At 49.0% G+C, this 16,109-nt stretch carries 14 protein-coding genes; 8 read left to right on the top strand and 6 right to left on the bottom strand.

The window, feature by feature from the left end; all coding sequences use genetic code 11:
• Positions 1-12: 12 nt before the first annotated feature.
• The 4 genes from PP769_RS03225 (at position 13) to PP769_RS03210 (ending at position 3,379) form a co-directional block, all read left to right on the top strand.
• Positions 13-1,254 carry an FIST signal transduction protein gene (locus PP769_RS03225; RefSeq protein ID WP_312645067.1) on the top strand — a complete coding sequence of 414 codons (1,242 nt, stop codon included), beginning with the start codon at positions 13-15 and terminating at the stop codon, positions 1,252-1,254.
• Between the two features lie 71 nt (positions 1,255-1,325).
• Positions 1,326-1,712, top strand: coding sequence for an FKBP-type peptidyl-prolyl cis-trans isomerase (locus tag PP769_RS03220; protein WP_312645065.1), 387 nt, complete (start codon positions 1,326-1,328; stop codon positions 1,710-1,712).
• Entirely contained in the window at positions 1,712-2,809 is a 1,098-nt protein-coding gene (gene gcvT, locus PP769_RS03215) for a glycine cleavage system aminomethyltransferase GcvT (RefSeq protein WP_312645063.1), read from the top strand. Before PP769_RS03220 ends, gcvT begins: the two co-directional genes overlap by 1 nt.
• Before the next feature lie 45 nt (positions 2,810-2,854).
• Complete coding sequence (locus tag PP769_RS03210; protein WP_312645061.1) at positions 2,855-3,379, top strand: NUDIX hydrolase; 525 nt, start codon at positions 2,855-2,857, stop codon at positions 3,377-3,379.
• Positions 3,380-4,308: 929 nt separating this feature from the next.
• On the opposite strand, the gene PP769_RS03205 is transcribed toward PP769_RS03210, so the two are convergent.
• From PP769_RS03205 to PP769_RS03195, 3 genes are all read right to left on the bottom strand, one after another.
• The gene (locus PP769_RS03205; RefSeq protein ID WP_312645059.1) at positions 4,309-5,202 is read right to left on the bottom strand and encodes an SDR family oxidoreductase; all 894 of its coding nucleotides are present in this window, start codon (positions 5,200-5,202) and stop codon (positions 4,309-4,311) included.
• A 5-nt stretch (positions 5,203-5,207) separates the two neighbouring features.
• Positions 5,208-5,777: a 2OG-Fe(II) oxygenase gene (locus tag PP769_RS03200; RefSeq protein WP_312645057.1), complete on the bottom strand. Its 570-nt coding sequence runs from the start codon at positions 5,775-5,777 to the stop codon at positions 5,208-5,210.
• 431 nt (positions 5,778-6,208) lie between these two features.
• A complete protein-coding gene (locus PP769_RS03195) occupies positions 6,209-6,859 on the bottom strand; it encodes a 2OG-Fe(II) oxygenase (protein WP_312645055.1) in 651 nt (216 codons plus the stop codon).
• A gap of 576 nt (positions 6,860-7,435) precedes the next feature.
• Here PP769_RS03195 and PP769_RS03190 point away from each other — a divergent pair.
• From PP769_RS03190 to PP769_RS03175, 4 genes are all read left to right on the top strand, one after another.
• Positions 7,436-7,807, top strand: a complete 372-nt coding sequence (locus tag PP769_RS03190; RefSeq protein ID WP_312645053.1) for a response regulator — start codon at positions 7,436-7,438, stop codon at positions 7,805-7,807.
• A 119-nt stretch (positions 7,808-7,926) separates the two neighbouring features.
• Positions 7,927-8,313, top strand: coding sequence for a response regulator (locus tag PP769_RS03185; protein WP_312645051.1), 387 nt, complete (start codon positions 7,927-7,929; stop codon positions 8,311-8,313).
• 453 nt (positions 8,314-8,766) lie between these two features.
• Positions 8,767-9,174, top strand: coding sequence for a CBS domain-containing protein (locus PP769_RS03180; RefSeq protein ID WP_312645049.1), 408 nt, complete (start codon positions 8,767-8,769; stop codon positions 9,172-9,174).
• 194 nt (positions 9,175-9,368) lie between these two features.
• Positions 9,369-10,295, top strand: a complete 927-nt coding sequence (locus tag PP769_RS03175; RefSeq protein ID WP_312645047.1) for a tellurite resistance TerB family protein — start codon at positions 9,369-9,371, stop codon at positions 10,293-10,295.
• A 428-nt stretch (positions 10,296-10,723) separates the two neighbouring features.
• On the opposite strand, the gene PP769_RS03170 is transcribed toward PP769_RS03175, so the two are convergent.
• The 3 genes from PP769_RS03170 to gcvP form a co-directional block, all read right to left on the bottom strand.
• Positions 10,724-11,032, bottom strand: a complete 309-nt coding sequence (locus PP769_RS03170) for a hypothetical protein (protein ID WP_312645045.1) — start codon at positions 11,030-11,032, stop codon at positions 10,724-10,726.
• Positions 11,033-11,633: 601 nt separating this feature from the next.
• Positions 11,634-12,893, bottom strand: coding sequence for a dicarboxylate/amino acid:cation symporter (locus PP769_RS03165; protein WP_312645043.1), 1,260 nt, complete (start codon positions 12,891-12,893; stop codon positions 11,634-11,636).
• Between the two features lie 73 nt (positions 12,894-12,966).
• The gene (gcvP, locus tag PP769_RS03160; RefSeq protein ID WP_312645041.1) at positions 12,967-15,822 is read right to left on the bottom strand and encodes an aminomethyl-transferring glycine dehydrogenase; all 2,856 of its coding nucleotides are present in this window, start codon (positions 15,820-15,822) and stop codon (positions 12,967-12,969) included.
• Positions 15,823-16,109 lie beyond the last annotated feature (287 nt).

Here is a 16,109-nt window from a genome sequence, read left to right as displayed (position 1 = left end):
AACAATTGAATTATGATGCAGTGTCACGTTGCCCTTTCCAAAGAAGCTCATCCTGAAGTAGCCGCAAATGCGGTAGCCGCATCAGTGTATGAGGCATTAGGCCAAGCGGAGTGTCATCTCGCATTTGTCTTTTTTTCTCCCCATTATTCCTCAGACATTCAGCGCATGGTCGATATCATCCACGAGAACCTTCGTCCTCAGGCACTGGTGGGGTGTATGGGACAAGGGGTCATTGGAGGCGATCAGGAAATTGAAGAACATCCTGGTCTGGTGCTCTGGGGCCTGAGAAGCACTGATATGCGAGTGGTGCCCTTCAAGTTAACGCCAAACTTAGAGGGTGAGGGAGCGTCACTGGATGGCTGGCCGGTGGCATTAGAAGCCACTACCCATCCTTACACGTTTTTCCTCTTTGCCGATCCGTTTTCTACCCCCATAGATGAATTATTGTCCTTGTTGGAGGAGCATGCTCCCGGCTCGTCCGCTATTGGGGGAATTGCCAGTGGAGGCATGGATGTCGGAGAAAGCCGCCTGGTCTTTAATCGAGACATTCTTGGATCCGGGGTCGTAGGCGTGGCTGTTAAGGGTGGATTGGAAATCCGGACGGTGGTGTCTCAAGGGTGTCAACCTATTGGTGAACGGTATGTTGTGACCAAGGTCGATCGGAATGTCATTCAGGAGCTTGGGGGAATCCCGCCGTTGGAACGGTTGGAAACCACCTTGAAAGCGTTGGATGAACACGAACAACAACAAGCGGCGTACGGACTCCAAGTGGGTATTGCTATGGACGAACATCGACCGGAATTCGGTCAGGGGGACTTTTTGATCCGTGGCCTGTTAGGAGCCGATCGAGAATCTGGGAGTCTCGCCATCGCGGATTTTGTTCAGGAAGGCCAGACGATTCAGTTCCATGTGCGGGATGCTCATGCCGCGAGTGAAGACTTCCATTTACTTTTATCGAAGGAGCGAGTGACCCATCCGGACAGCCTGCCAAAAGGCGCGTTGCTATTTAGTTGTAATGGGCGTGGACGGCGATTTTTCGAAACTCCTCACCATGATGTGTCCACTCTGCATCAACAAATGGGGACCATGCCGATAGCGGGGTTTTTTGCAGGTGGAGAAATTGGCCCCGTGAGCGGGAAGAATTTTTTGCATGGCTATACGGCCAGTATAGCGCTGTTTTACGAAGACGTGTCTCGCCCATCAATGGGCATGGCATCGGATACGTTTCACACTAGCAAAGAGAGAGGTTCATGAAAAACGGTATGACATTACAATCAGGTTTTCGATTACCCGTATTCATTATAGGGTCTTGGATCATCCTTCTCATGATATTTGTATTGAATCCTTTGTCCGGTAAGGCTGCGGGAGAAGCGATGGTGACCACGCCTTCCGGATTACAGTATGTCGATCTCGCCATTGGTTCCGGGCGTGAAGCCCATGCGGGAGAAACCGCCATCGTCCATTACACGGGGACACTCACCGACGGAAAAAAATTCGATAGCTCTAAAGATCGTAATTCACCTTTTTCCTTTCGATTAGGGGAGGGCCGGGTGATTAAGGGTTGGGACGAGGGCGTCGAAGGGATGAAAATCGGCGGTATCCGCAAATTGGTAATCCCGCCTCAATTGGGATACGGTTCCCGAGGGGCCGGAGCAGCGGTTCCCCCCAATGCCACTCTCATCTTTGAAGTCGAACTGCTCGACCTGCGTTGATGAACGAAACTCCGCTCGTTCACGCCCATCGTGCCCTCAATGCCAAGCTGGTGGATTTCGCCGGCTGGCTCATGCCCGTTCAATATACTGGTGTCCTTGAGGAATATTTTGCGGTCAGGCAATCGGCTGGTTTCTTCGACGTCAGTCACATGGGACGCATCGAGGTATCAGGAGACCAGGCTGAAGCCTTTCTTCAATGGGTCAGTACCAATGACGTCAGTCGCCTCCAGAAAGGGCAGGCTCAATATGGCATGGTCTGTCAATCCTCCGGAGGCATTCTCGATGATGTGTTTGTCTACAGAACCGGGTCCTCCTCGTTTTTGGTTTGCGTCAATGCCTCCAATCGGGAAAAGATGCTCCAATGGTTCTTAAAACATCAGTCGGAAAAATTTCCGCGAGCGATCATTCATGATCAATCAACAGAGTTGGCCCAAATTGCCATTCAAGGGCCTGCATCAAAAGCCATTATGCAAAACCTCATAGGAATGCAAATCGAAACCCTGAAGACCCGCCATTGTTTGGCATTGGAGGGCACGGAGTTTTCCGGGTTGCTGAGTCGAACGGGATATACCGGAGAGCTTGGATATGAATGGTATGTGCCTGCGGCGCAAGCGGCCTCCGCGTGGGATCGACTCTTGAAGGCCGGCGCGGAATTCGAAGCCAAGGCCGCAGGGCTAGGGGCGCGAGATCTTTTGCGATTAGACGTGGGCTACTTGCTGTATGGCAACGATATGGATGAGAACACCTCCCCGCTGGAAGCCAGTTCCGAGTGGGTAGTAGCCTGGGATAAAGGCGAGTTTGAAGGGCACCTCGCGCTACGCAAACAGCAGAGGGATGGTCTCACTCGTCAGCTTGCTGCCTTGGAAATGGTGGAACGCGGTATTCCCCGCCACGACATGACTATTTTCAGCAATGGACAATTGGTGGGTAAGGTCACCAGTGGAAATTTTTCGCCAATTTTGCAAAAAGGGATTGGCTTAGGATTTGTGCCCCCTGCACTGTGCAAGGAAGGCATGTCGCTTGAAATCGACATTCGTGGAAAACGGGTACAAGCCAAGATTGTCACGCTTCCGTTTTACAAACGTCCAAAATCTTAAAATGCTATTGTAGTATTCCTGAATCTGACTGAAACGAGAACTCCTGTGTCGATCGAACATATCTATGCCGGAAAAGTCTTAATTCTCAACCGCGAAACGGTGAAATTGCCCAATGGGCAATTCACCCAATTAGAAGTCATTCGCCATCCTGGCGCCTCGGCTGTCGTGCCGATTAAAGGTGACGGTACTGTTATTCTCATTCGGCAATTTCGCCATGCAGCCGGAGGATTTATTTATGAAATCCCCGCGGGCAAACTGCATCCCCAGGAAGACCCGCTCATCTGTGCAGCACGCGAGCTGGAGGAAGAGATTGGCTATCAGGCCGGTCAGTTGGAGTTGCTCACCAGTATTTGGACCGCTCCAGGATTTACGGATGAAGTCATCCATATCTACCGGGGAACGGATCTGAAGGAAGGACGCCAGAATTTGGACCACGACGAAGTGTTGGAAGTGGTGGAATGGCCGCTTGAAAAGGCGTTGGCCGGTATTCAGGACGGCACGATTTGTGATGCCAAAACAATCATCGGGTTGCAGCTCGTATTTCTAGCCTCCCATTCTTCATCCGTCTAGCCGGTTACAGATTGATCGAACGTCCAGACTCCTCGCATTGGGTACACCCGCCACACAATTCAGAAGAAAATTCCGGAACGCAGTTGAATCCCACAGTTCAATTTTTCAAAATCCAGGTATCTGTGCTTTGGCCGGATTTTTTTGATTAGCAAGCCAGAGCGGTTGGCTTGTCTCGGGGTTAATCTGTAAGAAAATCTAGATGACGGCCTGCTTTGGGATTAGCATGACTGGGGAGTCGCAAATCATGTTGAGTTCACTGTTGGCCTACACCTTTGAACCTTTTGCTTCCTGAGTATGATTATTCGGACCGTTATATTTGCTGTTCCTTTTTAAACTTCTACCCAAGCCCTCAGCCACCAGACACTTAATTAGAAGGATTAAGGCAACGGTTATGGGGCGCTGCGCTCTTTTTACTGGCAAGTCATTTTTTTGGACCGGGCGGTAAAAAGTAGATAATGACAGAATGTTTACAGAACAAATACCAGGCAATCAGCGTGATAATGGAACATGAGAAGCTTATGGTTCCCCAAAAAATCGGAGAAAAAAAAGCTTTTCCAGGCCCGACATACAGAAAAGAAAAAAGGCACATGAAAAAGAGCCAAATGCTCCAAGTACCCAGATAGAGTTGTCTAGCAAAAGGAGATTTCGTGAGAAAGAGATAGGCGCACCAAGAAAGAGTCGCCCCAAATGGCAGCAAGAGGAATCTTGTTCCATCGATCAGGAATTGTCCATATGGACCATCTAAAACCAATCCGGAGTAATAGTAGAAGGCTAGAGGAGAAAAGATCCCAGTCACGATAGCATAAAAAGTTAAAAATCTTAAAAAATCTGGCATCGCCAGAAAGTTCTGTCGCATCATTTCGAATCGATTCGGTGTAGAGTAATACTCTTTTACGAAATCAATTTATTTTTATATTTTTGTAGATTGTTCATCCATCCAGGACGCTTGCCAAGGGCCAAGAAAGGCTATCGGCATAGGCGCTGGTTAATTCCACCCGGCCCAAATGGGGGGACGGCCGTTGATGACGGCTCTCACAACGGAAAGTAGGAGGTTCTCCCAAAATCGACATCAGATGCTTGGCCAATTCCACTCTCGATACAGCCCGAGTGGCGGAGATATGCCGGATGCCTGTCTCAGTGCTTTGTGCGAATTTCATGACGCGTCTGGCCAGATCCGTCACCCACACAACGGAGCGAGATTCATCTTCAACAATAGTAATGGGAAGATGTTGTTGAGTGCGGTAACGAAGCCAATCCAAATGCCCTGTGCGCCCGTTCGGTGAAGGGCCAATCGCCAGACCCGTCCGAATGACCAGCGACCCTTGTCGATTCAAGACCAGCTTTTCTGCGTTGACACGGGTCTGGCCATACACACTAATGGGACACGGGGGAGAATATTCATTGTATTCCCCATCCCCACCAAAGACATGATCAGAAGACACATACACCAATCGGATTTGGGCTGGTAGTTTCTCTACCACACGATCGAGATGTTGGACGTTGATCTCATGCGCCCAAGCGGGGTCGGCTTCACACTTCGGCACATCACACACCGCATGGCAATACAACAGGACCTTCGGTTGATACTGAGCCAAGGTGTGTTCCACCCAATCTGGATTTTCCATTTGGAGGACCGGCCACTCACAAACTGATTTCGAAGAATTGCCCGGGGAGATAAACGGCAGAATGGTTTCCGGAAATAATCTGGCCAGGTTGAACCCAAGAATGGAGGTCGCGCCGAAGAGGAGCGTGGAATGGGTCATCCGCATCGAGTTTTTGAGGCCATAGGATAAATCATGAGTGTTGCGATCTCCCGAAGTCACACAATTTAAAATGCCCAACCCACAAACGTGTATCGTTCCCCTTTCGTGACTTCTTTGACTTCATGTGGATACATAAAGTTCGAGGGAAAGACGAGCATATCTCCGGCTTTAAGTTTTACCTCGTAGTCGGAAGAGAATAAAAATTCGCCCCCTTCATAGCCCTCGTTCAGCACCCCTAATAAGGACAAGATGGGAATGCCTTTATATTTCCCGTCAAAAATGGAATGAATATGATCGTAATGTTTCCTCATCATGGTCCCAGTGCGGTACCGGTTAAACCGTATGGGGGTGAAGGTTTGGATAAAACTTTTAATGCGTTCATCTTCTTGTTTCGCAAACTTCATCATATATTCTTCGACGGATTGGCAAATAAACGGGGCTAACTTATCCTGTAGGGCTTGGGTGGTATTAAGGGTATCTAATTCTTTCTCAGGCTCGGATTTAAAATTATTGGCTGAATAGTTATACCAGGTATGGGGCTTCCACTCTTTGTTTTTAATTTCCTCAAGAACGTCTTGGCAAATATGTTGAGGAATCACGTTGGTCACAAAAATATAATCCGATACCTTATCCATTGCCCATCTCCTTAAAATTCAAATTACTGACGCCGCCGGCGAAAGTTTGAAATAGCAAGCAGTATTTCCAATCTCTCTTGCCCAATGAACCGTATACGATTGTAATCCCCAAGTGGACTGTGTGGCCAGTCCTCAGATTCCCATGCTTATATATGTGGTCCTTCCGGCCTTGCTAGACGTGCCTTTTTGAACATCCAGCTTCCCTCAGGGGTTCGTACAATTTTTGATCCAGACAAGCTCTCAGAAGAATTTTGAGTTTCTCAACGCCCGCTAGGATACGGCAACGTTTCACCCATCTGAGGCACTTTGTGAGCCTTCACGGTAGGAACTCCAAGCTTGGAAGGCTCTGCTGCATCACAGCCTAAGGAAGTGGGATCTCTTCCGGAGTAGAAGTGATAGGACTGAACAATGTTTAGGTGGTGTGAGGTATTTCAATGTTCTGTCATGAACCATCCGGCGATAGAAAGGCGTTTATGGTTTCCGGCAAGAACGTCCACCCGGCAGACCCGATGTTGGCGAGGCACGACGAAAATGACCAGAGATCCCGGCAATGGAGGGATGCAATGTGTCACCTGTAATGACGTATTCTTTTTAGAGTTCGTGGGAGGACCATACAAGATAAGTTCCCCTCCCCAGTCCGGATGCCACTCCTCGTGGAAATAGGTGACCAAGGCGAGACGCCGAGTTGGCGGTCGACGGCCCTCGGCATAGGAATAGAGGTCGTCGGTATCGTCATGGGTGGGGAGACAGTCACCCGCGCCATACGAATAATAGTTAAAATTAACATGCCGCTTTTTGATGTTTGGGAAGGATTCAACATAGGCGGCAATGCAGGACATTCCGACCCGTTGGATGAAGTGAGTAGCATCAGAAGGGCCAATGTCTGATTTCTGCCAATTTCCGCAATTGGGAAAGGCTTGAGCCACTGGTGGCATATCGGCCAGGGCAATCCATTTTGATTGTGCCATGGCTTCCCGAACAACCTTCCGTTCTTCCTGACTCCAAAAATCTTCCAGGATCAACACCGGATCTTCGGAAAACGAAAATTGGTCAGAATGAAATTGAGAAAATTTGACTTTCATGCTTCAAGGGCAATCAAAAATAAGGATTGTATGCAGAGAACTTGGAGACTTCTTTTAGCAATTTTCTCATAGGGTATCAAATGAGAAATGAGAGGCATGTTCGGCATAAGAACCCCTTTAAAGTTTCTTTGGGCGAAGAGATTGTGCCCCCGTCTCATTGTTGATAGACACGTCCTCTCCTTTCCTGAAAAAACCTATGAAGTACAGGGAGCATGAAAAATATTTCCTTAGGAGAGCATCTTCTAAATGCGTTGTTCTACAAGCATCACAAGGGATACGCCCCTTATCCATTTAGATAACTGAATTGGGAATTTGCTCACTCCTCATGGGTAACGGGCAGAGCGCTAAGAAAATTTTGCTTTTAATTTCAAGGTGTTACTCCAAATAATTTACTGATTGCTATGCAGGAAAAGCTTGGCAATACTTTTGCTTATATAGGAAGTTGGGCGGAGCAGGGACTAATTGATTGATAACCTCTTTATCAGCTAGCAATTCATGAACCTGGGAACAATAGACGAGGTCGCAGGCCAAGGAGCGCTCCCCAACACCTATGTGGCTATTCCATGGGCGTATCATATGAAAAAACCAATTCTATTAATTGAAGACGACCGGCCTTACAGGCAGGCCATGCGTCTGTATTTGGAGAGTCACGGCTTTACAGCTAAGGAAGCCGAGGATGGTCGGGAGGCCCTGGTCTTGTTGGATGGAGGCCTTGATGTGGATATCATCATATCAGATTATCATATGCCCGTTATCAATGGGCTCGATTTTCTCAAAGCCTTGTCCTACCGGGTGAAGGGACAGGATGTGCGAGTCATACTCGTGAGTGGTAATATGACAAAGGAAATTGAAAAGGAAGCAAAGCAAGCAGGGGCTTTTGCTCTTCTGTCAAAACCGTTCGATTTTCAGGAGCTTCTGACGTTGGTGTCCCGGGCAGGCAAACAATAGGCTTCTCAAGCCCTTTTTTGAGGAAATAAATGCTTGACCGTGAAATCCGACAACACCCACGAAAAATATGCAAAGTTGTGTCGGGAGGAACGGTATCGAGATCCTGGTGAGGTGGATATGTGAAAGCGACAATTTTACTCTTAGACGATGACCCCGGATTATGTTCAGCATTGCGAGATCGGTTGGTGATGGAGGGCTATGATGTTCGGACTGCCTCCGATGGCCGACTGGGATTAAGGCTCTATCATGAGAGTCCCGTTGATCTGGTCATAACGGATGTGCTCATGCCCGAAATGGATGGTCTGGAAGTGATACGTGTACTTGCTGGGACGCCTTCTCCTCCATTAATGATTGCCATGTCGGGAGGTGAGAGCCGTGATTTGGGATTTTTGGTGGAGGCGGCTGAGTTTGGTGCAACCCGCACACTCTCTAAACCCTTTCTCCCGAATGATCTGCTGAGCCTTGTGAAAGAACTGCTGAGTACCCTGCCCCATTCATCGACATGAATATTTTGTTCAACTCCGCCGGGCGAGATGTGCAAAGATCCCGTGAATCCGCAAAAGATGATCTGACGTACGGTGGGAAGGAGACCAGAGCCAGGAATGGCCTCTTCCTGAGATAAACAGGGCAATGAGTCTAGTGTGCGATTGCTGAATTTGTGTAACTGGTGAGGTAGGTAATCGCAGTCCTATCGCGGGATTTTTCCCAGGATGGCTCTGTGGAATCCTGCGGACAGAAGGGCTTTCCGCATGATTGACACCCCTCGTCCATTGCAATGTTGATGAGATGAAGTAAAAAAGGCCCCTGTAAACTTTTATTTCTAGGATGCCGAAAAGGAAAAGTGACGGCTATAGAGCTGACGACCAAGTTTTGTGGAAAGGACTGATTTCAGTCACCCTATACCATGAGGACCTCGTAAGGTGGAGTCAGAGACGAGAACCAGGGTAATCGGCAGAATTATGACGACCAGGGTTGTGACCGTTGAGATGGATGATTCACTTGAGGTGGTCAAGGATATTTTCAAGAAAGTCCCATTTCATCATCTACTCGTCGTGGACAATGACAGACTAGTGGGCATTATTTCCGACCGGGATATGTTGAAAGCCGTCAGTCCGTTTGTCGGAACGATGTCGGAAACCACCCGTGATCGGGCGACCCTCAATAAACGTGTCCATCAAATTATGTCGCATCATCCGGTGACGGTTCGTTCATCCTGCTCTTTGCAGGAAGCGGCCGAACTGATGTTAGCCCGAGGGGTCTCTTGCCTCCCCATCACGACTGTTGGTGGTGAGGTTCTGGGGATTGTCACGTGGAAAGATGTGTTGAGAGCAATTCTGGATTCCCTTGGTTTCATTGGTGATTCATAAGTATCTTCGCGCCGGTTCCGTTCGGTGTCGGGGATGCTTCTTGTTCCTCATTTCACCGGGTTCTTTAGCCTCAGGATTCCCTTCGGTATACTGACTCTGGAATTTCCCACATCATGCATGTCGGTGACGAGGCAGGCGAGCCTGGTGAATTACAGGTATGCTATGCCTAGAGTCTACAGAAAGGGAGGACAGGGATGGTCGATAAAAGCTTTATTCTTGAACTTGGTAAACTTTTGATCGGTGCCGCATGGGCTGACGGGAAGCTGTCGTCCACCGAAGTGAACGGGTTAAAAGAACTCTTGTTTCAATTGCCGGAGATTTCCGGAGAGGAATGGATGGAATTAGAGCTGTATATGGTTTCGCCGGTGAGCGAGGAAGAACGGCAACGTCTTTTACATCGTGTGCTAGGACGTATGGGATCAGCAGAGGATAAAGCCCTGGCTGTAACGACGATTGGAAAGCTTCTGACCTCAGAAACCTCAGGTGGAGATCAACAGACAGAAGTGGTCCAACAACTTAAAGCCGATCTTGAGGAGGGGAGTAGCGGATTTTTAGAACATCTTCGACGACCATTTCGGCAAATACTGAATCTGCGGGGGCAGCGTTATACCGACGAGCATGATCGTGAAAGTCGATTGGAAGATTTCATTAAAAACACCATTTATTTCCAGGTCACTATGGAATTACGAGATCGGGGCATCACCTTTGATCTCCCTGATGCCGAGATTCGCAAGCTGTGCCTTGCGGCAGGATTGATGGCACGAGTAGCCGGCGTTGATCATGTGGTGGATTCAGTAGAAACCACGGCCATGAGTGCCGTACTTAAACGTCACTGGGCATTAACAGACGAACAGGCACAACTGGTGGCGGAAATCAGTCATCACCGGATTTTTCGAGGGTTGGATAGCGTACGATTGGTGAAACGTTTTAAGGAATTAACGACGAGGACTGAGCGGAAAGAATTTCTCCATTGTTTATTTGAAGTGGCCAATGCGGCCGATCAGACCTCGTTTGAGGAAATTGAGGAAATTCGAATTATTGCGAAAGGCATGGATCTTAGTCACCAGGATTTTCTAGATGCCAAGTTGGCTATTCCACGAGAAGATCGCAAGGGCCTCTAGAAATTATTTTCTGTACTTCATCATTCCCGGTTGTTTTCGGGAATCCTTCTTGTGTATTCACAACCATAATGTCCAATCAATAATTGGTGGTGCCGGATTTCGCCCCGGCAGGCGACCTACTTTTGTTTTGGCAAAAGTAGGGAAAACCATTGACGCCCCGTCCGGCCACATTGGAGTGGTCTGACGCAGAATTGAAGAGCGGACCAACTCGCTCCGCTCAAACAAGGCCCGCCAACCTAAAGAGCGTCCGACCCGAAGGCCGAACGGAAGGCGTCACGGAGGGAGATACTGGATGCCGTTTAAGGGGTTCGAAAAATTATTCTTTTAAAAAATCTAAGTGAAATTTTGGGTTTCATAAATTAATTCAAACTTGGTTTCATGAATTTTTGCATGACGAATTTTAATGTGCGCAAAATCATTTCCTTTCATCAAATCCATGATGCCTCATCAGTTTGCATGAGACCCGTCTGAACATTTTGCCTAACACTGCCTTCCCATTTCTCCAGAAATTCCTCCTTGGTTATCCCAAATTGGCGATGTGCAAAAATGTAATATTCCTCAATAGTTGAATCTTGCTTAAGATAATATTCCCATTCTTTCTCTTCAGGTTTTCTGAAATATGCAGAGTTTTCGAAGGGATCATTTAGTTCGCTTGGATTGGATACTTTAAATAAAAGGTTTCGGAGTGTTTCGACAGGGTAAACATTGGAAAAATATCTGCATACAATCATTGCCATGGCCTTTAAAAAATTTACTAGATTTGTCGTTAAACCCAATTCAAAATATTCACATTATAGAGGGATAAAATAAAGGTAGCTTAGACCCAATAGAAATACCTGCGGATATTGTTCTGAAGGGAAGTCATCTTGAGTAAGGATGGCCAAATTTTGATGATATAGTGCAGGGTAAGCTTTATATTATGATTGGCCATCTTCTGCGGTTCTGGTTTGCCTCCTGCTCTGCAAGCCAAGGACTTTTGTCGTTCTTGCTAAACAAGCCGACGCATTAGTGTCATATATCCTTATATGACTCACTCTTCCAAAAGTTCGACGCCTTCAGTCAGGTCTTAGGGACGGACGCTCTTGCTCATCTTGCGGGCCTTGTTTGAGCGGAGCGAGTTGGTCCGCTCTCCCTCTGGCGTCCGTCCCATCTGATGTGGCCTGACTGGGCGTCAATGGTTTTGTCTACTTTTCCCGAAAGAAAAGTAGATCGTCTGCCGGGGCGAAACCCGGCAAACATCAAATGAGAAAAGTTGATCAAGCTATTTCATGATCCCTAGAGTGGGCATTCCTTTGGGGTAGTTACGGGAACGAAAAGGATGGTAGACGAAGAGAAGCTTTATGTCTTGTTAGCAGATTCCCACCGATCAATCACCGCCGCGCCGACTGCGTCGCCCCAGACGTTGACGGTGGTCCTGCAACGATCTAAAAACCAATCCACCACCAAGATTAGGGAAATACCTTCAATTGGCAGGTCCACGGCTTTGAGCACAATGACCATTGTGACGAGCCCAGCCTCCGGAATACCTGCAGCGCCTATTGCAGAGAGGGTGGCGGTGAGCAAGACCACAATGGTTTCGCCTAACCCCATTTCAATCCCATAGGTTTGGGCAATAAACATCGCCGCCACGGCTTCATAGAGCGCGGTTCCATTCATATTGATGGTGGCTCCTAAGGGGACCACGAAACTCACGACCCGTCGAGAAACCTTTGCTTCTTCAATCAGGCCTTCCATCGTGAGGGGGAGGGTGGCCGAACTGGAGCTGGTTGAGAAGGCGGTCATCAGTGGGGTACTCATGGCTTTGGCATAAGCTGGGACGGAACGTTGACCGATAAATCGTAAAGATAAAGGAAGCATGACTAAGCCATGAATGGCTAAGGCAAGGAGCACGGTACCTACATAGGTTCCTAAGCTCACCAACTGGGGCAAAAATCCTGTGAACCCCCCGGCTTCGCCTAACCGTCCGGCTAACAAGGCGCCAATGCCTACCGGGGCGACCCACATGAGTAGGTGGACGATGGCCATCATAGCCTCGTTGATGCCTTCAAAGACTCGAATGACCAACGTGCCTCTTTCGCCTATGGTGGTGAGGACTCCACCAAAGACCAAGGCAAAGACGATCAACGGCAAGATTTGTGTTTCGGCCATGGCCGCAAATAAATTTTTGGGGACTAAACTCGTAAGGATGGATTTAAACAAATCACCTAGGGTGGTGGGTTTGTCTTCCATTCGTTCTGACAGGTTTGTGGTCTGTAACGCTGGTGTATCAGGGCTGGCTTGTTCGTTCGGGGTTCCAGGGTGAATGACGATGACCAAGATCAAGCCGACCAACACAGCCAGTCCAGTCGTCGTCATGAAAAATAGGATGGTGCGAAGGCCGATAGATCCGAGTTGCCGCACGTCCCCCAAACTGGCAATGCCGACAATCATTGAGCTCATAACCAAGGGGACGACGAGCGCGAACAAGGCTTGTAAAAACAGGTCACCGATAAATGCGAGGCTCAATCCGATGGATGGTGCAAGCCCACCCAGGAGAATGCCGACGACAATGCCCGAAAGCATGGCAATGAGCAGATGATGCGGGCTGGAGGCTTTCATGTGGTTGGATGCTGTTTCCCCATCAAGAATAGGAACGGGCTATCCAATGGTCGATGAAAAGCCTAGAGGAAGTCTAGGATGAATAGGTGTCCATGGGTGGACAGGTACAGACCAAATTCCGATCTCCATAGACATTATCGATCCTGGAGACGGATGGCCAAAATTTATGCTGCCGTAACCAGGGAGCTGGAAATGCCGCAGTTTCACGGGAATAGGGATGCGGCCATTCAGATTGCGTGAGGATCTCAATGGTATGAGGCGCATGTTTTAAAGGATTATTGTCGCGAGGGAGGCGACCTGCTTCAATTTCGGCAATTTCCTGGCGGATCAGAATGAGCGCATCGCAATATCGGTCTAATTCCGCCTTGGATTCACTTTCGGTTGGCTCGATCATCATGGTGCCGGGGACGGGCCATGAAATCGTGGGAGCATGGAATCCGAAATCCATGAGCCGTTTGGCCACATCTTCCACTTCGATGTCCGCTGATTTTTTGAAAGGACGAAGATCTAAAATAAATTCGTGGGCCGCCATACCGTTTTTACCCGCAAAGAGCATCGAATAATGTTTATCTAATTTGTTGGCCATATAGTTGGCATTGAGGATGGCCACTTGAGAGGCTTTTGTGAGTCCCTCTCCGCCCATGAGCTTAATGAAGACCCAAGAGATAGGAAGAATATTCGGGCTGCCATACGGGGCAGCGGCGATGGGCCCGATACCTTTTGGTCCTCCTACCTGTACCAAGGGATGACCTGGTAGAAAGGGGGCCAAGTGAGAGGCGACGGCAATGGGGCCCATCCCTGGGCCCCCGCCACCGTGGGGGATACAAAAGGTTTTGTGCAGGTTGAGATGGCACACATCGGCCCCGAATGCACCTGGATGCACCAAGCCAACCATGGCATTCATATTGGCGCCATCCAAATAGACTTGGCCTCCATGTGTGTGCACGATTTCACAGACCTTGCGAATGCCTTCTTCGAATACGCCATGGGTAGATGGGTATGTCACCATTAAACAGGAGAGGGTGTCATGGTATTGTGCTGACTTGGCTTCTAAATCCTGAATGTCGATGTTTCCATGGTTATCACAGGCGACAGGAACGACCTTCAATCCGGCGATGACCGCACTCGCCGGGTTGGTCCCGTGCGCGGATACCGGAATAAGACAGATATTCCGTCTTTTCTGCCCTTGCTCCTCTTGGTAGGCCCGAATAACCATCAATCCGGTATATTCTCCTTGAGAGCCGGCGTTGGGTTGAAGTGAAACAGCCTCAAATCCGGTGATTTCGGCGAGCCATGCCTCCAATTGCCGAAACAACAACTGATATCCTTGCGCCTGCTCACTGGGGGCAAAGGGGTGAATCCGACTGAATTCCGGCCATGTCACGGGAACCATCTCCGCCGTCGCATTGAGCTTCATGGTGCATGATCCCAAGGGAATCATGGAATGGACGAGGGAGAGGTCCTTCGATTGGAGCCGATACATATACCTGAGCAATTCGTGCTCGGAATGATAGTCGTGAAAAACAGGATGTGTGAGGAAAGGAGAATGTCGCTGAAAGGTGTTTGGGATGGAGGAACCGAGTTGTTCCGCCAGATCGTGTAAGGAGAAGGGAAGTGATGTATTGTCGGTGAAAAGGGTCAAGAGCTGACTCACGTCTGTGATGGTGGTCGCTTCGTCCAACGCGATGCCAAAGGACCCGTCTGGATATTGTCGAAGATTGATGAAACTCTGCTGACTATTCTTAATGATTTGGGCCGGGCTCAGGTGCGGGCACCGAACCCGGAGGGTATCAAAGAAGGCAGTGGAGTCGAGTTGACATCCCAAGCGACGAAGTCCCTCGGCTGTGAGCGCCGTAAGGTGATGAACTTTGGTGGCGATGTTTTTTAATCCTTCCGGGCCATGGTAGACCGCATACATGCCGGCCATATTTGCCAGCAGCACCTGTGCGGTACAAATGTTACTCGTGGCTCGATCGCGCCGGATATGTTGCTCTCGGGTTTGGAGGGCCAGGCGGTATGCCGTTTGGCCGTGAGCGTCTTTGGATACTCCCACCATCCTGCCTGGAATGTGTCGTTTGAAGGCCTCTTTTGTGGCCAGAAATGCCGCGTGGGGACCGCCATAGCCCAGCGGGACCCCAAATCGTTGCGATGACCCCACCGCAATATCCGCTCCCCATTCTCCGGGTGGCACTAAGAGGGTTAGGGCGAGGAGATCCGTACTGACCACGACGAGTGCCCCCGCTTCATGTGCCTTCCGGACCAGGGCTTCATAGGAGCGGAGCGTGCCGTCAGTGGACGGATAGGAGAGGAGAATGCCGAAGAAGGTCTCATCGTTTGAAAAATGTAATGTATCCGGATTCCCTATGGTAATTGAGATATTCAATGGCTTGGCCCGAGTCTGTAGGACGCCAATGATTTGCGGGTGACAATCCTCCGCGACGAAAAAGGTACGTCCCTGCAGGGTGCTGAGTGCCTGACACATGCTCATGGCTTCCGCCGCTGCCGTGGCTTCGTCTAGCAGTGAGGCATTAGCCAGGGGAAGCGCAGTCAGATCGGCGACCATGGTTTGAAAATTGAGTAACGCCTCTAATCGTCCCTGGGCAATTTCCGCTTGATAGGGCGTATATTGGGTATACCAGGCGGGATTTTCCAGAATGTTCCGTCCAATCACCGGTGGGGTCAGACAATCGTAATAACCCATGCCGAGAAATGATCGATAGACTTGATTGCGTGCGCTGAGGTGGCGGAGTTCAGCAAGCACCGCTTCTTCCGATTGTGCCGGGGGCAAATCCAAGGATCGGGCGAGGCGAATTTCCTGCGGAACCGTGGCTTGCATAAGGGCATTGAGTGAAGAGAGCCCCAGCGCTCCTAACATTTCTTGAATTTGGCTCTCATTGCTTCCAATATGCCGGTGGGCGAACGTGGTCATGCCTGGCTACACCTCATGTGATGTGATGGTTATCCCTCAAGCAGATGGGAAATTCGTTGCGATAACCGTATTGAGGAAATGATGATTTCTAGTTTTAGACCAATGATGAAAAACTTCGAGAGGTATTCCGAAATAAAACATAATTGACAAATGCATCTCGTATGAATGGAGAAAAGAGATGAGTCAACATTTTCGAAGATTATCATGTTTATTATGAATCCGCAAAATTTCAATGCCAACAATGTTATTGATGTGATTTATTACCAGGTGTTAAAAAGTGAACGCCT

The sequence above is a fragment of the Candidatus Nitrospira allomarina genome (genome assembly GCF_032050975.1).
Lineage (GTDB): Bacteria > Nitrospirota > Nitrospiria > Nitrospirales > UBA8639 > Nitrospira_E > Nitrospira_E allomarina.
This window is presented reverse-complemented; position numbering and strand designations above follow the sequence as displayed.

Excerpts from the sequence above, each read along its gene's own strand:
- gcvP (WP_312645041.1), bottom strand. The coding sequence starts at position 15,822 with ATGACCACGTTCGCCCACCGGCATATTGGAAGCAATGAGAGCCAAATT.
- PP769_RS03190 (WP_312645053.1), top strand. The coding sequence starts at position 7,436 with ATGAAAAAACCAATTCTATTAATTGAAGACGACCGGCCTTACAGGCAG.
- PP769_RS03165 (WP_312645043.1), bottom strand. The coding sequence starts at position 12,893 with ATGAAAGCCTCCAGCCCGCATCATCTGCTCATTGCCATGCTTTCGGGC.
- PP769_RS03170 (WP_312645045.1), bottom strand. The coding sequence starts at position 11,032 with ATGGCAATGATTGTATGCAGATATTTTTCCAATGTTTACCCTGTCGAA.
- PP769_RS03220 (WP_312645065.1), top strand. The coding sequence starts at position 1,326 with ATGATATTTGTATTGAATCCTTTGTCCGGTAAGGCTGCGGGAGAAGCG.
- gcvT (WP_312645063.1), top strand. The coding sequence starts at position 1,712 with ATGAACGAAACTCCGCTCGTTCACGCCCATCGTGCCCTCAATGCCAAG.
- PP769_RS03180 (WP_312645049.1), top strand. The coding sequence starts at position 8,767 with ATGACGACCAGGGTTGTGACCGTTGAGATGGATGATTCACTTGAGGTG.
- PP769_RS03200 (WP_312645057.1), bottom strand. The coding sequence starts at position 5,777 with ATGGATAAGGTATCGGATTATATTTTTGTGACCAACGTGATTCCTCAA.
- PP769_RS03175 (WP_312645047.1), top strand. The coding sequence starts at position 9,369 with ATGGTCGATAAAAGCTTTATTCTTGAACTTGGTAAACTTTTGATCGGT.
- PP769_RS03225 (WP_312645067.1), top strand. The coding sequence starts at position 13 with ATGATGCAGTGTCACGTTGCCCTTTCCAAAGAAGCTCATCCTGAAGTA.
- PP769_RS03195 (WP_312645055.1), bottom strand. The coding sequence starts at position 6,859 with ATGAAAGTCAAATTTTCTCAATTTCATTCTGACCAATTTTCGTTTTCC.